This window comes from Helicobacter pylori, assembly GCF_003638305.1.
GTDB lineage: Bacteria > Campylobacterota > Campylobacteria > Campylobacterales > Helicobacteraceae > Helicobacter > Helicobacter pylori_DJ.
Genome location: NZ_MVYP01000019.1, coordinates 1 through 20,350 on the forward strand (window position 1 = coordinate 1; position 20,350 = coordinate 20,350).

Annotated in this window: 15 protein-coding genes and 2 pseudogenes; 9 read left to right on the forward strand and 8 right to left on the reverse strand. The window is 38.0% G+C overall.

Translation table 11 applies throughout. From position 1 onward, the window contains the following. Nucleotides 1-124: 124 nt before the first annotated feature. Together EAL04_RS07350 and EAL04_RS07355 are read right to left on the reverse strand one after the other, a co-directional pair. Nucleotides 125-508 carry a hypothetical protein gene (locus EAL04_RS07350; protein WP_120974367.1) on the reverse strand — a complete coding sequence of 128 codons (384 nt, stop codon included), beginning with the start codon at nt 506-508 and terminating at the stop codon, nt 125-127. Nucleotides 509-585: 77 nt separating this feature from the next. Further along, nucleotides 586-3,747 carry an ATP-dependent nuclease gene (locus EAL04_RS07355; RefSeq protein ID WP_120974369.1) on the reverse strand — a complete coding sequence of 1,054 codons (3,162 nt, stop codon included), beginning with the start codon at nt 3,745-3,747 and terminating at the stop codon, nt 586-588. Between EAL04_RS07355 and EAL04_RS07360 the strand changes: the two genes are divergently transcribed. Beyond that, nucleotides 3,712-4,950 (forward strand): Mrp/NBP35 family ATP-binding protein, encoded by a 1,239-nt coding sequence (locus EAL04_RS07360; RefSeq protein ID WP_120974394.1) that lies wholly within the window; start codon nt 3,712-3,714, stop codon nt 4,948-4,950. The two genes, EAL04_RS07355 and EAL04_RS07360, sit on opposite strands and share 36 nt — an antisense overlap. A gap of 14 nt (nt 4,951-4,964) precedes the next feature. On the opposite strand, the pseudogene EAL04_RS07365 reads toward EAL04_RS07360, so the two are convergent. Both EAL04_RS07365 and EAL04_RS08175 read right to left on the reverse strand, forming a co-directional pair. Continuing rightward, nucleotides 4,965-6,011 (reverse strand): annotated as a pseudogene (locus EAL04_RS07365) (glycosyltransferase family 8 protein); the annotation flags it as partial. Beyond that, nucleotides 5,980-6,133: pseudogene (locus tag EAL04_RS08175) on the reverse strand (glycosyltransferase family 8 protein); the annotation flags it as partial. The pseudogenes EAL04_RS07365 and EAL04_RS08175, both read right to left, overlap by 32 nt. A gap of 148 nt (nt 6,134-6,281) precedes the next feature. Between EAL04_RS08175 and hofA the strand changes: the two are divergent. Next, nucleotides 6,282-7,634 carry an outer membrane beta-barrel protein HofA gene (hofA, locus tag EAL04_RS07370; protein ID WP_120974373.1) on the forward strand — a complete coding sequence of 451 codons (1,353 nt, stop codon included), beginning with the start codon at nt 6,282-6,284 and terminating at the stop codon, nt 7,632-7,634. A 104-nt stretch (nt 7,635-7,738) separates the two neighbouring features. Next, on the forward strand, nt 7,739-9,604 hold the full coding sequence (gene htpG / locus EAL04_RS07375; protein WP_120974376.1) for a molecular chaperone HtpG: 1,866 nt from the start codon (nt 7,739-7,741) through the stop codon (nt 9,602-9,604). A 327-nt stretch (nt 9,605-9,931) separates the two neighbouring features. On the opposite strand, the gene hcpA is transcribed toward htpG, so the two are convergent. The 3 genes from hcpA to mnmG all read right to left on the reverse strand — a co-directional run bounded on the left by hcpA (nt 9,932) and on the right by mnmG (nt 14,148). Next, nucleotides 9,932-10,684 (reverse strand): Sel1-like repeat protein HcpA, encoded by a 753-nt coding sequence (gene hcpA, locus EAL04_RS07380; RefSeq protein WP_120974378.1) that lies wholly within the window; start codon nt 10,682-10,684, stop codon nt 9,932-9,934. A 436-nt stretch (nt 10,685-11,120) separates the two neighbouring features. Then, nucleotides 11,121-12,272, reverse strand: coding sequence for a succinyl-diaminopimelate desuccinylase (gene dapE, locus EAL04_RS07390; RefSeq protein WP_120974380.1), 1,152 nt, complete (start codon nt 12,270-12,272; stop codon nt 11,121-11,123). A gap of 10 nt (nt 12,273-12,282) precedes the next feature. Next, nucleotides 12,283-14,148 carry a tRNA uridine-5-carboxymethylaminomethyl(34) synthesis enzyme MnmG gene (mnmG, locus tag EAL04_RS07395; RefSeq protein WP_120974382.1) on the reverse strand — a complete coding sequence of 622 codons (1,866 nt, stop codon included), beginning with the start codon at nt 14,146-14,148 and terminating at the stop codon, nt 12,283-12,285. A gap of 95 nt (nt 14,149-14,243) precedes the next feature. Between mnmG and EAL04_RS07400 the strand changes: the two genes are divergently transcribed. Genes EAL04_RS07400 through EAL04_RS07415 form a run of 5 tightly spaced genes read left to right on the forward strand, consistent with a single transcriptional unit; the run spans nt 14,244 to nt 19,023 of the window. Beyond that, the gene (locus tag EAL04_RS07400; protein WP_120974384.1) at nt 14,244-15,890 is read left to right on the forward strand and encodes an SLC13 family permease; all 1,647 of its coding nucleotides are present in this window, start codon (nt 14,244-14,246) and stop codon (nt 15,888-15,890) included. Between the two features lie 12 nt (nt 15,891-15,902). Then, nucleotides 15,903-16,703, forward strand: coding sequence for a phosphatidate cytidylyltransferase (locus EAL04_RS07405; RefSeq protein ID WP_120974386.1), 801 nt, complete (start codon nt 15,903-15,905; stop codon nt 16,701-16,703). Continuing rightward, nucleotides 16,704-17,810 carry a 1-deoxy-D-xylulose-5-phosphate reductoisomerase gene (dxr, locus tag EAL04_RS07410; RefSeq protein WP_120974387.1) on the forward strand — a complete coding sequence of 369 codons (1,107 nt, stop codon included), beginning with the start codon at nt 16,704-16,706 and terminating at the stop codon, nt 17,808-17,810. A 51-nt stretch (nt 17,811-17,861) separates the two neighbouring features. Beyond that, on the forward strand, nt 17,862-18,194 hold the full coding sequence (locus tag EAL04_RS07950) for a beta-1,4-N-acetylgalactosaminyltransferase (protein ID WP_162982525.1): 333 nt from the start codon (nt 17,862-17,864) through the stop codon (nt 18,192-18,194). Further along, the gene (locus tag EAL04_RS07415; RefSeq protein WP_162982526.1) at nt 18,169-19,023 is read left to right on the forward strand and encodes a beta-1,4-N-acetylgalactosamyltransferase; all 855 of its coding nucleotides are present in this window, start codon (nt 18,169-18,171) and stop codon (nt 19,021-19,023) included. The genes EAL04_RS07950 and EAL04_RS07415 overlap by 26 nt, the downstream gene beginning before the upstream one ends. Before the next feature lie 69 nt (nt 19,024-19,092). Here EAL04_RS07415 and EAL04_RS07420 read toward each other — a convergent pair whose 3' ends face one another. Further along, the gene (locus EAL04_RS07420; RefSeq protein WP_120974389.1) at nt 19,093-19,644 is read right to left on the reverse strand and encodes a YbhB/YbcL family Raf kinase inhibitor-like protein; all 552 of its coding nucleotides are present in this window, start codon (nt 19,642-19,644) and stop codon (nt 19,093-19,095) included. 145 nt (nt 19,645-19,789) lie between these two features. On the opposite strand from EAL04_RS07420, the gene EAL04_RS07425 reads away from it, so the two are divergent. After that, nucleotides 19,790-20,251: a helix-turn-helix domain-containing protein gene (locus EAL04_RS07425; RefSeq protein ID WP_162982527.1), complete on the forward strand. Its 462-nt coding sequence runs from the start codon at nt 19,790-19,792 to the stop codon at nt 20,249-20,251. The last annotated feature ends 99 nt before the right edge of the window (nt 20,252-20,350 follow it).

Below are 20,350 nucleotides of genomic sequence, written 5' to 3' on the forward strand. Positions count from 1 at the left end.
CCCTAACCCCCTAATACCGCATTACAAGAAGCTATCGTTTGCTAAACAAACTTTTTGATATTAAAAAAGTTTTTAGCGTTTTTAAACTTCATTACCAACACCCCATTAGAACAAAAACCAAATTTTATTTGGAAAATTTATGGTAATACTCGCCCTTGTCTGTGATGATTTTAACTTCTAACAATTGGTTAGGCTTGCAATCCAGGCGGTAAAATATCTGTTGCGAGTATTTTAACTCATGATCAAAGAGTTTTTCTTTTTTAAACTTATCGCCAAATTTGGGTTCTACTTTTTTAGTCGCTCCGCATGAATTTCCCCTATTGACAATCAGATTTTTAATCACCACCGGTTCATCGTTCATAGAAGTGATGCTTAAAAGACTAGAGTCCGTCATTTTCCCCATGAATTTCCCCCCAGTCGCGCGATAATCCAGCTTGAAATCCAAATCCTTTGCCCCCACACAAACACCGCTTATCATTAGCAAGCTCAAACACATTTTTTTAAACATCAAAATCCTTTCACTAATAATATTTGTGGGGTATTATAATCAAATTTGATATATTCTTTTTTAATCGTTTGTTGCGTTTAGTTTTTGATCAAATTTGTAGCCCATGCAATCCATTTGAATAATTTTAAAAAATTTCTTTTTGTTTGTTTTTCTATTGCATCTTTTCCGCCATACAAAAGCCTTGTTTTGAACGCCATGGCCAATTCCATTTGCTTATTTTTAGCGTATTTGTTTCTATCGTTTGCGCTGAAACAATCTTCAATTTGTTTGAAATGCCTATCGCAGTCTGAGAGTTGTAAGATGGTGATGGGATTACCCAAATATTCATTAGCTTTTTTAAATCGTTCGCTCGTTGCTTGTTGGTTAAAAACGCATTTTCTGTCATCATCTGTCAAAACAATAGGGTGATTGTCTAACTCGCAAAGTTTTTTAATGGTTTCTTTCATATCGTTTGGATTGTTTTTAAGCCCTGAAATGGGTAAGAAAGTGAAAGGAATGGGGTTGTCTTTGTATTCTCGCTCATTGAAATACAATTTAAAAGCGCTCAAATAACAATAATCCGTGATGCCTTCTACAAAAATGATTCGGTGTTTTTGGGGGTTGTGGAAAACATGCTGACCCACCCCTAAAGAACGCTTGATTTTATCAAGAGCGTCGGAGTCTTTGCCCGCATTATTTAGGGGATAGTTAAAGTGATTCTTAATCGCAGAGCCTTCTGTTTCTTTTTCTACAATCCTTATTTCATCTAAATGATCCGTATCCACTAAAAAGGGGTCATGGGTGGCTAAAACAAAAGTAACATGATTTTTATGAGCGTATTCTTTTAAAAATTTCCTGAATTCCTTTCTGGCTGGCACGCTCAAATGAGTGGCTGGCTCGTCCATGACATAGATAATATTCTTGTTAAGGCTAAAATGTGATCCCACATTATAAAGAAAACCAAACATGAAATTAAACGCCCATTGGAAGCCGGTGCTTTGCTGGCTTAAGATGATTGGCTTATTTTGATTATCAGATTTTCTGCAATCATGAATTTCAAGTTTTATTTCATATGCCGTAGATTTCTTTGAATAATCATAAAATTTATTGTTGTGTCGGACATGAATTTTTAATTGGTAACTATCTTGAGGGCTATCTTGAACGATCGCTAAAAGCCTGTTAAATTCTTTTGCGATTAAAGAATCTATTTTTAATTGCATGTTGTATTCTAAAATTTCTGCAAGATTTTCTAAGATTTCTGTAAAACTTACTTTAAATAAAAGGTGGCTTGTGTCCTTTTTAAAAAATTCAAATTGACATACATTGTTATCGCATTCGCCTTTTACTTCAGTTGAAAGATATTTTGATTGTTTGATCTCTTTTTGATCTCTTTCTTGTAAGTATTTTTCAGGGATATTGAACGATTTTTCAGAATCATAGATTACTAAATCATTATTTTTATCAAATATTATTATTTGTAACGCTTGACCATCTTTTAAAATGCTCAAAAAAAAATTCCAAATTGTATTAGGGTGAAAGTCCATTTTTCTAAACAATGAATTTCTAAAGAACCAATCCGATTGGTTAAATTCAGAAGGGGAAGAATAACCAAAGAGAGTGAATAATGCAGTCTTAAGGTCATTATCTGTGATTTTTGACTCTTTGTATTCTTTCATGGTTGGCACGAGTTTGTAAGACTTATAAGATAAACCACCGCTTAAAGGGAATTGAACTTTATTTTTTAAGTTTTGAAACGCTGTATAAGGGTTACACTCTCGGCAATGCTCTGCAAACTCAAAATAGTTTTTGCTTTGTTTGAATTTTTCCTTGTTTGCTTCAAATTTATCCTTGATTTCACCAATATTTTTAGGGAACAAATGAACGCCACTCTTTTCATCTAAAGTTTTTATGTCTTCCCACAGAAATTTTCTTGCTGATTTCAAAAGATCATCGTATTGGTATCGCCTAATTTTTGAATTTGATAACAATTCCATTTTTTCCAAATAAAACTGACACATCATGGATTTCATATCTTTAGACTCGTCGCTAACAACATGGCTTGCTATATATTTTTCGCATATTTGTTGGATATTATCCAACAAAACATCATAATTAAACTTTAGCGTTTTTTGATTTTTGCAGTCATTTCCAATTTCTTTTATCCATGATTCTTTTTTTCGCTCAAAATCCTCTCTTGTTTTTTCAAGGTATTTTAAAGAATTTTTAACTTTCTTTTTAAGGTTGCCTATATTTAATCGGAATGTTCTAAATTGCCGTTTAAAATTTTCATTGATAGGGTATTTTTCATCTATTTTTTCAATCATCTCTTTGACAAACTCTGATAATTTTTCTTGAGATTGTTCATTTAATAGAGCTTCAGTTTTTGGTGTGGATCTTGTATTAGAGTCAGTAGTCTTAAAAATTTCATCTAAAGCTTCTAGCTTTTTTAAGATATATTCCACATCTTTTGGTTTGATTTCTTTTTCACTAAGTTTTTTAAAACAAGAATAAATTTTTGCTAATTGGTTTTGTTTGTGTTGCCCCATGACAAAAAATTCATCTGAGTTGTATTTTTTATCAGGCGTATTGCGCTTTATGATTTCTTTGATGCACTGACAAAAAGTTTTAATCCCTTCGCTATTACCGCTTACATATTTGATTAATTCTTTGAAAAACAGATTGTTGGTTGCATCGGCATATTTGGTTACAAGCTCGCCCAATTTTAATTTTTCTTTGTAAAAATGTAAAAATAATCCTAGTGAATTGTAAGAAGTTATAAGATTTATAAAATTACTCACAAGAGTGCAAATATTTGAATAGTCGTTATTGTTAGTGGGAATATAAACGCTGTTGCTACATTGTTCCCCTAAAGCTTCTACATGTTTTTCAAAAGGGTAGCTGATTAATATTTTTGATAATTCCTTTAAATTACAACTGATCTCTTTAGATTGGATCCTCAAATCCACGCAAGAAAAACCTGTGATTTTGTGATCAAGGTTTGTTTCTTCTTCTAAACTTAGAATAGTATCTCTAGGTTCATGGTTTTTGAAATAATATTCCTCACTACAAAGTTTAATATCCGCATCATTAAAGATTTTCAAAGCTTCTAAAACATTGCTTTTACCGACATTATTTTCCCCTACTAAAACCACCAATCCCCCATGTTTTTCAAAACTTGAATTTAAAAGCAATTCTGTAGGCGATTTTCTACCCAAATTCCTAAAATGGTGCAATTTCAAAACACGCTTATAAAATTCCATGCCTTATCCTTTCAAAACGCAAACTTAATTGATGATGCAAAATTAAACAAAACATGCTATAAAGAAAATTCAAATACTATCATTTTAAGGATTAAAATGCTCACCCAAGAAGATGTCTTAAACGCGTTAAAAACGATCATCTACCCTAATTTTGAAAAGGATATTGTCAGCTTTGGTTTTGTTAAAAACATCACCTTGCATGACAACCAGTTAGGGCTTTTAATAGAAATCCCCTCAAGCTCTGAAGAAACGAGCGCGATTTTAAGGGAAAATATCTCCAAAGCGATGCAAGAAAAAGGCGTGAAGGCTTTGAATTTGGATATTAAAACCCCGCCTAAACCGCAAGCCCCAAAGCCCGCCACTAAAAATTTGGCTAAAAACATCAAGCATGTGGTCATGATAAGCTCAGGCAAGGGCGGTGTGGGTAAAAGCACCACTAGCGTGAATTTAAGCATCGCTTTAGCGAATTTAAACCAAAAAGTGGGGTTGTTGGACGCTGATGTGTATGGCCCTAATATCCCTAGAATGATGGGCTTGCAAAACGCTGATGTGATCATGGATCCTAGCGGTAAAAAACTCATTCCTTTAAAGGCTTTTGGCGTTTCTGTGATGAGCATGGGGCTTTTGTATGATGAGGGGCAGAGTCTCATTTGGAGAGGGCCCATGCTTATGCGAGCGATTGAACAGATGCTAAGCGATATTATTTGGGGGGATTTAGATGTGCTAGTGGTGGATATGCCCCCAGGAACAGGCGATGCGCAGCTCACGCTAGCTCAAGCCGTGCCTTTGAGCGCAGGAATCACCGTTACTACGCCCCAAATCGTGAGTTTAGATGACGCTAAACGGAGTTTGGACATGTTTAAGAAACTACACATTCCTATTGCGGGCATTGTGGAAAATATGGGGAGTTTTGTGTGTGAGCATTGCAAGAAAGAGAGTGAGATTTTTGGCTCAAACTCCATGAGTGGATTATTAGAGGCTTATCACACGCAAATTTTAGCCAAGCTCCCTTTAGAGCCTAAAGTGCGTTTAGGGGGGGATAAGGGTGAACCGATTGTGATTTCTTACCCCACTAGCGTGAGCACTAAGATTTTTGAAAAAATGGCACAAGATTTAAGCGCTTTTTTAGACAAGGTAGAAAAGGAAAAATTAGCCGATAATAAGGACATTCAGCCTGTGCAAACGCATGCTTGCTCGCATTAGTTTTGAAAGGGGGTTTAAAAAACCCTTTTAATCAATCGTTTCACTTTTTGTTTGATTTTAAAAAGCAAAAATTCTATAAGGAGTTTAGAAGAAAGCCTGGGCAGAAGGAATTCAAAAGAATACCGCTTGTCTGAAAAAGATAGGGCTTTATTGAAAGCGTGGATTTCTTGGATTTCTTTATCCCTATTTTGAAGGGATTCAAAGAGGTGATCTAAAAAGGGGGAGTTAAAATAGGCGTCTTTAAAAGGCGTTTGGATCAACGCTTCATGCCATTTTTTCGCGCCAATGACGCTTAAGAGTTTCCAGGGTTTATCGCCCCAAAAATGCAGCATGCGTGCTTCTTTAAGGCTAGGGAATAGGGGCGTATCAAGGAAACTGGGGTGGGCATTGTATGAATAAGGCAGTTCCAAAATCCTACCACGGCACACAAAACACAAAGCGTCTTGCTCGGGAAATAAAAGTTTTTCGTTTTTCAAAAGGAAAAATCCAATCAATTGGTTTTCCAGATTTTCTTCACGCCATAATTTTAAATTTAAGGCTAAAAACCCTGCGTTAAAGTAGTTGTCAAAAAGGATTTGCGCTTCTTCTAAATTAGGGAAAGCATCAGCAACGCCGATAGTTTTTGCACGCATTTGGCGTAATTCGTATAAATCCTTAGCCGAATTCCTGTCCATAGCGATCAAATCTTTTTCCCTCACAGCCCCAAAATAATGCGTTTCAAGGGGGATAAAAAAGCTCTCGCTCATATCATCCACAAACAAAGTGTCCACATCAAACATGATGATCTTGTCGTATTGGGGGAAAAGGGAAGCGAAAAAGAAACGGCACATGATCATTTTAGAAAAGCGTTTTTGCGAAAAAGCATTGAGTTTTAAATACAATTTTTTAATTTCATTAGCTATTAAAGCATCAAGCTTATAATAATTGTGGCGTGGTTCTAATTCTTCATTAGAAATATCCAAAAACTCTATACTGGAAAAAGCGCTAAAAGGAGCGATCGTTTCTTCTAATTTGGCTATATTTTCTAGGCTTAAATTTTCTACCAAACAATGGATTTGATAAAAGAGTTTTACTCTCTCTCTCTCTCTCGTTTGGCGTGCGCTAGCATGGAATACAAACTCACGCCAGCAGGGATACAATAATTATTATCAAAAGCCACCACAATAGGGATAATCTCTTGCATGCGCAGTCCTTAAATCTTCAAATTGACCCGCTAAAAAAGGGGGTGATTTGTAATCTTATCGTTTTTTTTTTTTTTTTCAAAACCAAAATGGTGAGTTTGTTTTATGGCATAATATTAAACTTCAATAAAAAAGGTGTTTGATAAAAGGGTGCTTAATCAAAAAGTTTGGCTAGGGTTTTTAGCTTTGCATGGGGTTTTTCTCAACGCTTTTGAGTATCAAATCAGCGCGAGAGTGGGATCGTTTTCGCGCATCGCTTTCAACCAGTCAGTCATCAATTCCAAAAAAGGGATTTACCCTACAGGGAGTTATGTAACCACTACCGGGGCTTTACAAATTGATTCTAGTTTGCTCCCTAAAGGGATTGAAAACCACAAATTGGGTTTTGGGGTAGGGGGCGAAATAGGAGCGTTAGCTTATGATTCCACGAAGTTTTTGATTGATGAAGCCAATCCTAAGGCAGGGTTTCAGCCGGCGAACTGGTATTACATGGGGCGATGGGAGGGCTATTTGATGCAACACAGCCAAAATTGGACCAGAGAGCAAAAGGCTCAAAACGCCAGGCCTTATGTGTTATATAATTTGTATTTAGATTATCAGTGTAAGGACATTTTTGGGATTAAATTAGGGCGTTACCCCTCTAAAGCTTTGTTTTTGAGCGGGTTTAATCAAGGGTTTGAGCTTTTTTACCGGTGGAAAAAGTTTAAGATAGAGTGGTTTAGCACCTTTGGAAGGGCTTTAGCCAATGAACAATACATTAGGGATTTTTACGCTCCTGTCAATTACAAACAAAAAATCAACTACGGCATGCACAATTTCAATCTCATTTACGAAAATAAATACATTAGGATCGCGCCTTTTATTTGGTTTTACCCTAAGAATTTTAACGCTCCTGGATTTGAAATCACCCATGATACAAAGTCTTATTGGAAATCTCTTTGGCGTATCCAAACGACTTTTTACGCATGGTTTCCTCTCTATAGCGATTATTTGTCTAAAGATTATTATAGGGCCGCTTTAGTGGGTAAAAAAAGCGCGAGTTTGTTTGTGTTTCAAAGAGTGAATTTCCGATCTTATCGTTTTGGCTGGAGCGTGTATAAGAATTTTGGGAACGCGAGCGTTCAATTAGGCTGGAATGGCTCGCCCATTGATCCTTTTTACGACACTAAAGATGACACCCCTTATGAAGACGCTTATTCCAATTTTTACAACGCTAATTCCATGACCATTAACGCTTTTGTAGGGAAGAGTATTAAGAATCTTTTGGTGCAATTGTATGGGAAATTGACCTATTCCCCAAGGGCTGATGCGCAAAGCTTAGGGGTTACTTTTAAATATAACCTTAAAAAACATATCTATTTCATGCTAATGGTTAATGGCTATCAAATCACGATGCATAAGGGTTATAAGGTAGGGTTTTTTACAAGCGGTTACAACCCTGATTTCGCTCAAACCATTCAAAATAGAAGCTATTTGATGAGCTATATGAGTTATCATTTTTAAGGAATTAAACGTTCTTTCATGTTATTTTTTTAAGTCATAGCATACCCCTTTTAAGTGCGCTTTTATTGTATAATCTTAAAAATTTTATTAAAGGAAAAAGTTCAATGTCTAACCAAGAATACACCTTTCAAACTGAAATCAACCAGCTTTTGGATTTGATGATCCACTCTTTGTATTCTAATAAAGAGATTTTTTTAAGGGAGTTGATTTCTAACGCGAGCGACGCTTTGGACAAGCTGAATTATTTGATGCTAACCGATGAGAAATTAAAAGGGCTCAATACCACGCCTAGCATTCATTTGAGTTTTGATAGCCAGAAAAAGACCTTAACGATTAAAGATAATGGTATAGGCATGGATAAAAGCGATCTCATCGAGCATTTAGGCACGATCGCTAAATCAGGCACGAAGAGTTTTTTGAGCGCTTTGAGTGGGGATAAGAAAAAAGATAGCGCTTTAATTGGTCAGTTTGGCGTGGGCTTTTATTCGGCGTTCATGGTAGCGAGTAAGATTGTCGTTCAAACCAAAAAAGTAACCAGCGAGCAAGCTTATGCATGGGTGAGCGATGGTAAGGGCAAGTTTGAAATCAGCGAATGCGTCAAAGAGGAGCAAGGCACAGAAATCACCCTCTTTTTAAAAGAAGAAGATTCTCATTTTGCGAGCCGTTGGGAGATTGATAGCGTTGTTAAAAAGTATTCTGAGCATATCCCTTTCCCTATTTTCTTAACTTACACCGATACGAAGTTTGAAGGCGAAGGGGATAATAAAAAAGAAATTAAAGAAGAAAAATGCGAGCAAATCAATCAAGCGAGCGCTTTATGGAAAATGAATAAGAGCGAGTTAAAAGAAAAGGATTACAAAGACTTTTACCAATCGTTTGCACATGACAACAGCGAGCCTTTGAGCTATATCCATAATAAAGTGGAAGGCTCTTTAGAATACACAACGCTTTTTTATATTCCTAGCAAAGCGCCCTTTGATTTGTTTAGGGTGGATTATAAAAGCGGGGTCAAACTTTATGTTAAAAGGGTGTTTATCACTGATGATGACAAAGAATTGTTGCCGTCTTATTTGAGGTTTATTAAGGGCGTGATTGACAGCGAAGATTTGCCCTTGAATGTGAGTCGTGAAATCTTACAGCAGAATAAGATTTTAGCCAATATCCGTTCGGCTTCAGTGAAAAAGATTTTAAGCGAGATTGAACGCTTGAGCAAGGATAATAAGAATTACCATAAATTCTATGAGCCTTTCGGGAAAGTGTTAAAAGAAGGCTTGTATGGGGATTTTGAAAACAAAGAAAAGCTTTTAGAATTGTTGAGATTCTATTCTAAAGACCAAGGAAAATGGATTTCTTTAAAAGAATACAAAGAAAATTTAAAAGAAAATCAAAAAAGCATTTACTACCTTTTAGGCGAAAATTTAGACTTATTAAAAGCGTCCCCCATTTTGGAAAAATACGCTCAAAAAGGCTATGATGTTTTGTTGTTGAGCGATGAAATTGATGCGTTTGTGATGCCAGGCGTGAATGAATACGATAAAACGCCCTTTAGAGACGCTAGCCATAGCGAGAGCTTGAAAGAGCTTGGTTTGGAAGAAATCCATGATGAGGTGAAAGATCAGTTTAAAGATTTAATCAAAGCGTTTGAAGAAAATCTTAAAGATGAGATTAAAGGCGTAGAGCTTTCTAATCATCTCACTTCAGCGGTGGCTTTAATAGGCGATGAACCAAATGCGATGATGGCTAATTGGATGCGTCAAATGGGGCAAAGCGTGCCTGAAAGCAAGAAAACTTTAGAATTAAACCCTAACCATGCGATTTTACAAAAACTCTTAAAATGCGAAGATAAAGAGCAGTTGAGCGCTTTTATTTGGTTGCTTTATGATGGGGCGAAGCTTTTAGAAAAAGGGGCTTTAAAAGACGCTAAAAGTTTTAATGAGCGTTTAAATAGCGTGCTGTTGAAAGCGTTGTAGGAAAAACCCTTTTTAAGGGTTTGAATAAAAATGCTTAAATCTTTCAAACACTAATAGAAAAAGGGGCTTTAAAAGACGCTAAAAGCTTTAATGAGCGTTTAAATAGCGTGCTATTAAAGGCGTTGTAGGGGTAAAACCCTTTTAAGGGTTTGAATAAAACTGCTTTAAACCCTTCAAACACCAATCTCAAAACGGCACTTGGAATGAACGGGTTCGATAAAAGCTTCTTTATAATTAAAAAGATTGGTTCGTAGGGTTTATGTTTTCCTTAAAATATAAAAAGCGTAAAAGTTAGCTAAACGCAGCGTTTAGCTAACTTCATTGAAATTAAAGTTCTATTTTTAATTCCTTGAGAGCGTCGCATGCTTCTTTAACGCTTGATTTGCAGCCTTTTTTAAAGTTTTCTACCGCTTGCTTTTCGTCCTTTGCTGTGCCTTGGGCGTTGTATTGCATAACCCCTAAATTATAACACCCCCTACCATCTTTTAATTCGCATGCTTTAGAATAACGAACGATAGCCTCCTTAAAATTCTTTGCCACACCATACATGTATCCTGCATTAATACACCCTGGGCTGTCTTTTAAATCGCAAGCTTTTTCATACAAATCAAGAGCCTTTCTTAAATCCTTAGGCGTGCCTACGCCATAATGGTGTAGGCTTCCTAATACCGTACACCCTTCAGCATGGTTCAATTCACAAGATTTAGAGTAATATTGTGAGGCTTTTTTGGCGTCTTTAGAAACGCCTTGTCCGTTATAGTATAAATTTCCTAGTAGGCGACACCCATAACCATCATTTAATTCACAACCTTTAGTGTAAAATTGAATGGCTTTTTTCAAGTCTTTTCCCACTCCTTTCCCTTCTTCATAAAACGCCCCTAAAAAAACACACCCAAAACCTTCTTTTAACTCACACGCTTTTTCAAAATGCGCTTTAGCTTGAGCGAAATCTTGTTTCTTCACGCTTTCTATACCTGAATTAACAAGTTCTTTAGCGTCTGGCTCTGCCATTAACTCTCTCAAACACAACACGCCCAAACACAAGACCCCAAAAAGGGTTTTTTGAACACTTCCTAGCATGATAATCTCCTATAAAAAAATGCGATCCTTTATAATTGTAACCAAATATTGACGATTAAAGCTTTATTGAACCTTTATTGATGAGATAAAGAAAAAAATTATTTTTATTTTAACTGCGTGTTGCTTGAGCTTAATTGCTATGCTGAAAGGGATACTTCTAAAGATAGGGCTTAAAAGAGTTTGTCTTAAAAAGTTGGTTGAGCCACCCCTTTAAGAGTGGCTTGGTAAGAGCTTTAAAGTAATTAAAGTAATTAAAGTAATCTAAAAAAAGGAGAAGAACATTATAAAGCTTTGGTTACTTTGTCAAGCATTCCACACTCTTATAGACCATGATAAATGGATACTGGCATGCTAAAGCTTGAGTTGGTTTGGTGGTTTTTATCAGCGAAAAAAGCGTTGGTATTAAAAATAAAACCCTTACGCCAAAACTCCCCATTCATTTCTCGCTTAAATTCTCTAAAACCCCCAAAAACACTTTTTCTAAAAGCTCTAATTCTTTTAAGCTCACCCTTTCATCAACGGCATGGATCCTGTCATTAATCGCGCCAAATTCCACCACTTCTATGCCGTGAGCGCTAAAAAATCGCGCATCGCTCGTGCCGCCTTTGGTGTTTAAAAGGGGGGTGGTGTGGCATGTTTTTAAAATATTTTCTTGTAAAACGCTGGTAAGTTTTGAATAAGAAGCCGTGATGAAAGGCGAACTGCTTGACTCTAATTCTAAAGTATAAGGCAAATCTTTTAAAACCTTTTCTAAATATTCTTTCAAACTCTCTTTAGTGGTTTTTAAAGAATGGCGCGCATTAAAGGTAATTTCTACGCTCCCTGGTGTAACATTATTAGCCCCTAACCCTGCGTGCAAGTTGGTGATGACTAATTTTGAAGGGTCAAAACACTCATCGCCATTGTCTAAATGAACTCCTGAAATTAAGGGCAAAACCGAAGCGAGCGTATCAATAGGGTTTTGGCATTTTTGCGGGTAAGCCACATGCCCTTGAACGCCTTTTAAAATGAGTTTGCCATTAATGGAACCTCTTCGGCCAATTTTGATGCTATCGCCTAAGACTTTTTCGCAAGTGGGTTCAGCCACAATCGCCATATGAGGCAGCAAATCCTTTTCTTTGAGTTTTTCTAGCATGAGCCTAGTGCCAAAAATCCCCGGCCCTTCTTCATCGCTCGTGAGTAAAATAGAAAGCATGAAAGGGGTTTTAGGGTTAAAATTTAAACTCGCGCTCAAAAACGCCCCCACGCCCCCCTTCATGTCTTGCGCCCCACGGCCGTATAAAAACCCCTCTTTAATGATGGGTTTAAAGGGATCGCTTTGCCAATTATCTCCAGGAGGCACGACATCAATATGCCCTGCAAAGCAAAAATGCAAGGGCTTAACATTTTCTTTTGCATGCTTTTCTTTTACATGCTCTTTTTGGGGGTTAAAAATGCGGTATAAAAAAAGGTTTTTCACGCCATTTTCCCCACATTCTAGGGTTTTAAAAGCAGGAAAAAGCGATTTAATGTATTCAAAAATACCGCATTCTTTGGGTGTAATGGTGGGGTAGCTGATGAGCTTTTGGGTGATTTCTAAAGCGTTCATTAAAAATCCTTTAAGAGTTTTTTCGCAAATGGATATATAAATGCAAAACATCTAAATTCGCTGGAGTGATCCCGCTGATTTCTGAGGCTTCAAAAAGACTTTTGGGGCGGAATTTTTCTAACTTTTCTACCGCTTCTAAGCTAAGGCCTGGAATGCCTTTAAACACAAAATCTTTAGGGATAGACACTTTGAGCATGCTATCCATTTTAGCGATATTTTCGTGTTGTTTTTCAATATAAATATTATACTTGCATTCAATTTTAATCTGCTCTAAAACCCGATCATTCAAGGGGGCTAAAAAGCTAAAAAAGGAGCGCATTTTTTCTAAATTAAAACTATCGCGCACTAAAAGGCTAACGCCATCCATTTTGTCATTGATAGGGTTTTCACCTAATTCATTCAAGCGTTTTAATACTTCTTTGCTAGGGGTAAGGATACATTCTTTAAGGCGTTTGAGATTGTCTTGTATTGCTTGTTTGTCTTTTTTCAATTCCTTATAGAAATCTTGTTCCATAAGCCCTAAATTATAGGCATGTTCGCCTAACCTAAAAAGCGTGTTGTCTTCTCTTAAAAGCAAGCGGTATTCGGCCCGGCTAGTAAACATTCTGTAAGGCTCATTCGTGCCTTTAGTAACCAAATCATCAATCAAAACGCCGATATAGGCTTCATTGCGCTTTAAAATAAAGGGGGCTCGATTCTTTAGGGCCAATACCGCATTAATCCCAGCCATAAGCCCTTGAGCCGCTGCTTCTTCATAGCCGGTAGTCCCATTGATTTGCCCGGCCAAATAAAGCCCTTTGATTTTTTTGGTTTCTAAAGTGTGGGTCAATTCCGTAGGCTGGATAAAATCATATTCTATCGCATAGCCATAACGCGTGATGAGGGCGTTTTCTAAGCCTTTGATAGAATGAATGACCTTTTCTTGCACATCTAGGGGCAAAGAAGTGCTTAAGCCATTGATATAATATTCGCTTTTGTGAATGGTTTGAGGCTCTAAAAACAGCTGGTGGCGTTCTTTTTCGCTGAAGCGGTTGATTTTATCTTCAATGCTAGGGCAATACCTGGGGCCTATGCCTTCAATTTGACCGCTAAATAGGGGGGCTCGATGGAAATTATCCCTAATGATTTGGTGGGTAATAGGGTTAGTGTAAGTGATGAAGCAAGAGAGTTGGGTGGGGTTAAAATCTTTGGTTTTATAGCTGAAATAGGGAGGGTTTGCATCCCCAAAATGCTCTTCTAAGCCTTCAAAATCAATGCTATTGCCGGCCACTCTTGGGCAAGTGCCGGTTTTTAACCTTTCCACCTTAAAGCCAAGCTCCCTTAAATTCAAGGCTAAAGAATTAGAAGCGTTTTCCCCAAAGCGCCCGTTTTGGTTTTGGTGCTCGCCAATATGCACCACCCCTTTTAAAAAAGTGCCTGTGGTGATGATCACTTTTTTAGCTTTATAAGTGTTGTTAATGTTTGTGGTTACGCCCACTACCTCATCGTTTTCAAGGATTAAACTTTCGGTCATTTCTTGAGAGACGCTCAAATTAGGGGTATTTAAAACGAGATTTCTTGCCAAAATGCGGTAAGTATCCATATCAATTTGCGCCCTAGTCCCCCTAACCGCTGGCCCTTTAGAAGCGTTTAACACACGATATTGCAAACCGCTATGATCCGTAATAATCCCCATAGCCCCCCCTAACACATCCACTTCTTTAGTCAAATGCCCTTTACCCAAGCCTCCAATGGCCGGATTACAGCTCGCTAAACCGATTGTGTCTATGAGCATGGTGATTAAATGCACTCTAGCCCCCATTTTAGCCGCAATCAAGCTCGCTTCAATGCCCGCATGCCCCCCACCAACCACTAAAATATCACTTTCTTTTACCACTCTTTTTCCTGTTTTGATTTTATTTTTCTAAAACCCTAGTTTTAAAAAAGTTTTATTGTAGCATGTAGGTTAGTAATTTTAAAGGGTAAAATAAAATGGAAAATCATTCGCATACCGATACGAACGCTGATGACAAAAGCACCAAGATCGTTCGTTTGTTTGGTCTCATAGGAGGGGCGTTAATCGCGCTTATTATCTATTACGCTTTAGACGCTCAAATGTCTCATATTGTAGAAGAAATCCCCAAGCTCAGTTCTTTGAATTATAAGGCGATGCCTGTTGTGGCGGGGGTGGCTGTTTTAATGGGGATATGGTGGATGACTGAAGCCATTGACTTGCCTGTAACCGCGCTTTTACCTTTGGTGCTTTTTAGTGTCTTTAGCGTGGATCAATTCTCTAGCGTCAGCTCTTCTTACGCATCGCCGATTATCTTTCTTTTTATGGGAGGGTTTATTTTAGCTTTAAGCATGCAAAAATGGAACTTGCACACGCGCATCGCTTTAAGCATTATTTTATTAGTAGGCACAAGCCCTAGGAGGTTGATTTTGGGTTTCATGATAGCCACAGGATTTCTGTCTATGTGGGTGAGCAATACCGCAACGGCGGTGATGATGTTTCCTGTTGGCATGAGCGTTTTGCAATTAGTCGCTAAACTTGTGGGTAAAGAAAACGCCTCTAATGCATTCTATCAAAAAGAAGAAATCACCAAAGCGCATGGGGGTATTATGGGTAATATCGTGCATAAGGGAAAGAACATCGCTCAAGTGATTCAAGAAAAGACCACCATTTATCGCACGAATTTTAGCATTTGCTTGATGCTTGGCATCGCTTATTCCGCCTCTATTGGTTCTTTAGGCACTTTGATTGGCACGCCGCCTAACGCTTTATTAGCCGGCTATATGAAAACCGCTTTCAATATTGAAATTGATTTCGCTCAGTGGATGGTGTTTGGGACACCATTAGCCTTTATCATGCTCATTTTATCGTGGCTCTTGCTCACTTATGTGATTTTCCCTTTAAAGATTAAAGAAATCCCAGGGGGTAAGGAAGTCGTTAGATTAGAGTTAAACAAATTAGGCCGTTTGAGTCAGGCGGAAATCTCGGTGGGGATTATTTTTATCCTAGCGTCTTTAGGGTGGATTTTCTTAGATACGATTTTAAAATCTTGGGGCATTAAGATAGATAAAATTGATTCCGTGATCGCTATGGGGGTTTCTGTGCTTTTGTTTATTTTGCCCGCTAACAATCAGGGCGATAGGCTCATTGATTGGGGTGTTGCTAAAAAACTCCCTTGGGATGTGTTGCTTTTATTTGGCGGTGGGTTGGCTTTGAGCGCGCAATTTTCTAAAACCGGGTTGAGTTTGTGGATCGGGCATTTGGTTTCTGGCTTTTCGCATTTACCGATTTTATTCATTATTGTCATGGTTACTTTAATGGTCATTTTTTTAACTGAAATCACTTCTAACACCGCCACTGCTGCCGCATTTTTGCCGGTGATTGGAGGAGTGGCGATGGGCATGGGTTATGAAAACCATCAGAGCTTGTTATTGACCATTCCTGTAGCCTTGAGCGCGACTTGTGCGTTCATGCTCCCTGTGGCCACCCCACCGAATGCGATAGCTTATGGCTCTGGGTATGTTAAAATAACGGACATGATTAAAGCCGGTTTGTGGCTTAATTTGGTGGGAGTCGTTTTGATTAGCGCGTTTAGCTATTTTTTGGTTTCGTTAATATTTAATTGATCAAGGAAAAAAGTGAAAGAAGAGTTATTTAAAGAAAAGTCTCGTTACATTACAGGGGTTGTTTTAATCGTTGTGGCGGGCTTGATTTTGTATGCGGACAATTTGTTGTTGTTTTGGGCGGTTTTAGGGGGGATTTATGCGGTAGGGTTTTCTGAAGCGTTAAGGTTGTTCCAGGTTAAAGCGAGCTTCAGTCTGTATCTCATTTTAGTGTTGTCATGGGTAGCGGCGTATTTTAACGGGCACCCCATAGAATGCGCTCTTATCAGCACCATGGTCGTGGCTAGCATCATCGCTTATCAAAAAGCACACCATAGCGAAGCCATTTTACCCTTTTTATACCCGGGCGTTGGGTTTTTTGCGCTTTTTGGGATTTATAAGGATTTTGGCGCAGTAGCGATCATTTGGCTTTTAGTTGTGGTGGTGGCAAGCGATGTGGGGGCGTTTTTTGGAGGCAAGCTTTTAGGCAAAACCCCTTTCACACCCACTTCACCGAATAAAACCTTAGAGGGCGCGTTGATTGGCGTTGTTTTGGCGAGCGTTTTAGGATCGTTTGTGGGCATGGGGAAATTGAGCGGAGGCTTTCTTATGGCGCTTCTATTTAGTTTTTTAATCGCTTTTGCGGCGGTGTTTGGGGATTTGTATGAAAGCTATTTGAAAAGAAAGGTCGGGATCAAAGATAGCGGTAAGATTTTACCCGGGCATGGGGGCGTTTTAGACCGATTGGATTCCATGCTTTTTGGGGCTTTAAGCTTGCATGTGTTGTTGTATTTTTTGGAAGTTTGGAAAGAGACGGCGGTGTTTTTAGGGGATTGAATGGTTGTTTTAGGAAGCACCGGCTCTATTGGGAAAAACGCCCTAAAAATCGCAAAAAAATTCAAGGTAGAAATAGAAGCCTTAAGCTGTGGGAAAAATATCGCTTTAATCAATGAGCAAATCCAAATTTTCAAACCCAAAAAAGTGGCGATTTTAGATCCTAGCGATTTGGATTTTTTAGAGCCTTTGGGCGCGGAAGTGTTTGTAGGGCTAGACGGCATTGATGCGATGATAGAAGAGTGCGTTTCCAATTTAGTCCTTAACGCTATTGTGGGCGTGGCAGGATTGAAAGCGAGCTTTAAAAGCTTACAAAGGAACAAAAAACTAGCCCTAGCGAATAAAGAGAGTTTGGTGAGCGCGGGGCATTTATTAGACATTTCACAAATCACGCCCGTTGATAGCGAGCATTTTGGTTTGTGGGCGTTGTTACAAAACAAGACTTTAAAGCCTAAATCCTTAATCATTAGCGCGAGTGGGGGGGCTTTTAGGGACACGCCTTTAGAACTTATCGCTATTCAAAATGCACAAAACGCGCTCAAGCACCCTAATTGGAGCATGGGATCTAAAATCACCATTGATTCAGCGAGCATGGTCAATAAGCTTTTTGAAATTTTAGAAACTTATTGGCTTTTTGGGGCGTCTTTAAAGATTGATGCGCTGATTGAAAGAAGCTCTATCGTGCATGCTTTGGTGGAGTTTGAAGACAACTCTGTCATCGCGCATTTAGCGAGCGCGGACATGAAATTACCCATAAGCTACGCCATTAACCCCAAATTAGCTTCCTTGAGTGCTTCCATTAAGTCCTTAGATTTATACGCTTTAAGTGCGATTAAATTCGAACCCATTAGCATGGAGCGCTACACTTTGTGGCGTTATAAAGACTTGTTGTTGGAAAACCCCAAGCTTGGCGTGGTGCTGAATGCGAGCAATGAAGTGGCGATGAAGAAGTTTTTAAATCAAGAAATCGCTTTTGGAGGCTTTATTCAAATTATTTCTCAAGCCTTAGAATTGTATGCTAAAAAATCTTTCAAGCTCTCTAATTTAGATGAAGTGCTGGAATTAGACAAAGAAGTTAGGGAGCGTTTTGGAAGTGTAGCGAGAGCGTAGTATAATAAGGTTTTGCTTTTAATAGCGTTTTTATTTCAATTAGGAGTTTTTATGGGGTTAAAGAATAAAATCAAGGGTTTTGTTAAAGAGAGAATGCCTTTTGTAATGAGATGCGTTCGTAGTTTAAAAGGGGCAAAAAACACCCATGAAAACGCCCATGATAGGGACGCTTATTGTGGGATCAATCATGAAATTAAGGAAATGTTAGAGGCTAAAAAACTTCGTTCTATTCAAGAAAAAGCTTTATTCAACCATGATTATCAAGAAAGCGTGTTTTTAGCTATCGCTTCTTTAAATAATGAAAGTTTCATGGAACGCAATAGGAGTATTTATAAAAATAGTTCTCTTAATTATAATTATGGGGGGGGGGCATTTAGAAGATAGGGTTATCCATCCCACTTTAACTTTACCCAATCCCACGCATTCGGGTTATTTTGACTATGATAAAAAAAGTCAAAACCCTAAAAGCCCTCTAAACCCATGGGCTTTTATTAGAGTCAAAAACGAAATCGTTACTTTAGAAGAGAGTTTGTTTTCTATGCTTCCTGCCGTTCAAAGGGGGGTCATTGGTTTTAATGATTGCGATGATGGCTCTAAAGAAGTGGTTTTAGAGTTTTGCAAAAAGTTCCCCTCATTTATCCCTATCAGCTATCCTTATGAAGTCATACTAAAGGATTGCCCGAGTTTGTGGCACCAACTTTATCATTACTATAATTATACGCTTTCTTTTATCCCTAAAAACGAGTGGGTAGTCAAAATTGATTGCGATCATATCTATGACGCTAAAAAGCTTTATGAAAGTTTTTATATCCCTAAGAGCATTAAAGAGGTTGTGATGTATTCGCGCATGAATTTTGTGGTGCGAGACTTTGAAGTGTTTGTTCGTAATGATGGGGATTTTGGGTTTTTAGACGCATGGGGGGATCATTGGTTATTGTATAACGATTGCGAGCCTTTTGAAATTTGGCGCTACAATGATGAAAGTTATGAAGTCCTAAAGCTTAAAGATAAACACCACATTAAAGATAAGGAAATGGTGCAATGGCACTTCCCTTTGGCTAAAAAGAGGCGAAACGCTATCGTTTATGACGATTTGATCCCTTTAAAAGAATTTAAAAAACGCCATGCCGATTTGATAGGCACAAGGATTGAAGAAAGCATGCTAGATGAAAAGAGGATTTTAGAGGTATATCAAAAATTCCGCTTGCTTTAAATCAATCATCGTTTTTTGCTCCCATGCTCTATTTATAGGTTCATTGAATTAAAGCTACAAGCATGTAGCCTATTTCCTTACAAACTGCTTGTATAAAAATTCCTTTCTCCCTATGGCGATGATATGGTTGCGCATTTTGTCATGCAAATCACCTAAGAAAAAAGGGACTTTTAATTCCAGTTTAGGGATGTCTAGGGCATACACTTGAATCAAGTAATGGTGATCACCATTAGGGGGCATGGGACCGATATAGACGCTGTTAATGAGATTGGAGCGTTGTTTTTCGCTTTCATTGAGCGGTGAACGGATAAAGCCTTGAGTGAGCGAATTGACCCCTTGAACAATCCTTTTATCCATCATGGAAGCGTTTTCTTCTAAAACATTGTAAGAAATATTGCCCACGACCCAATGGACAAACGGCATGCCGCATACTTTTTGCGCGTCATGATCGATGAGTTCTAACGCATAGCTTTGAGCGCCTTCCACTTTTTGCCATGAGATTTTAGGCGAATAAGTGGGTAAGCCGTTTGGGTTAAGAAACCCTCTAGGGGCGTTGCCGCCAAATTTAGCGTCCAAATACCCTTCTGAATCGGTTTGAATCATCACTTCAAAAGTTTTCATTTTAAGCCCTTTTTCTTTGAAATCGTTTTGTGTTTTTTTATTGTAGCATGATCATAAAAATACATCTTACTTTAGAGCATGATATTAGAATAATTATTTTTAATGATTGTATAGCTATTTATTTTTGGTGGTTACCATTGAGTGCATGGAAAGTAAAATAAATCGTTTGAGTGCCAAAATAGACGCACTATTGGAACAGCAAAAAAGAGTGATTTCTTTACTAGAAACTTATTTGAGCGTTTATCCTACTCAAGAGGCTTCAAATAAGTTTTTTAAAAGCGTTAGTCAAGGGATGGAGTTAGCCCCAGAAATCGCGCAAGAAGATGAAGAAAAACGCCTTTATGTGTTGCAATATTTAAGCCATGTGGATATCACTAAAAACAAGCAAGACTCCCAGATCAAAAAAGATTGTTTGGAATTTATCCAAAGGTTTGATGTCCCAAAGCCCATTATCATTACCGCTCTTTATAACCTTAGGGGCATTAAGCCCACTAAAAAAGAAGTAGCGAAACAATTGCAAAAACTTTATGTGTGGGAGAAGCGTTACCAACAAGGGGGGATAGACGCTTTAAAGGACAGGCGCGGGAGACCCCTTAAAAAACCTTAAGCGACTTGGTAGCGGCTGTTGTTGGTTTTTGACAGAGAGGGTATTCGCATTTCTCAAAATGTTTTCAAAAATTCATCTTATTTTAAGTTAAAATTAAGA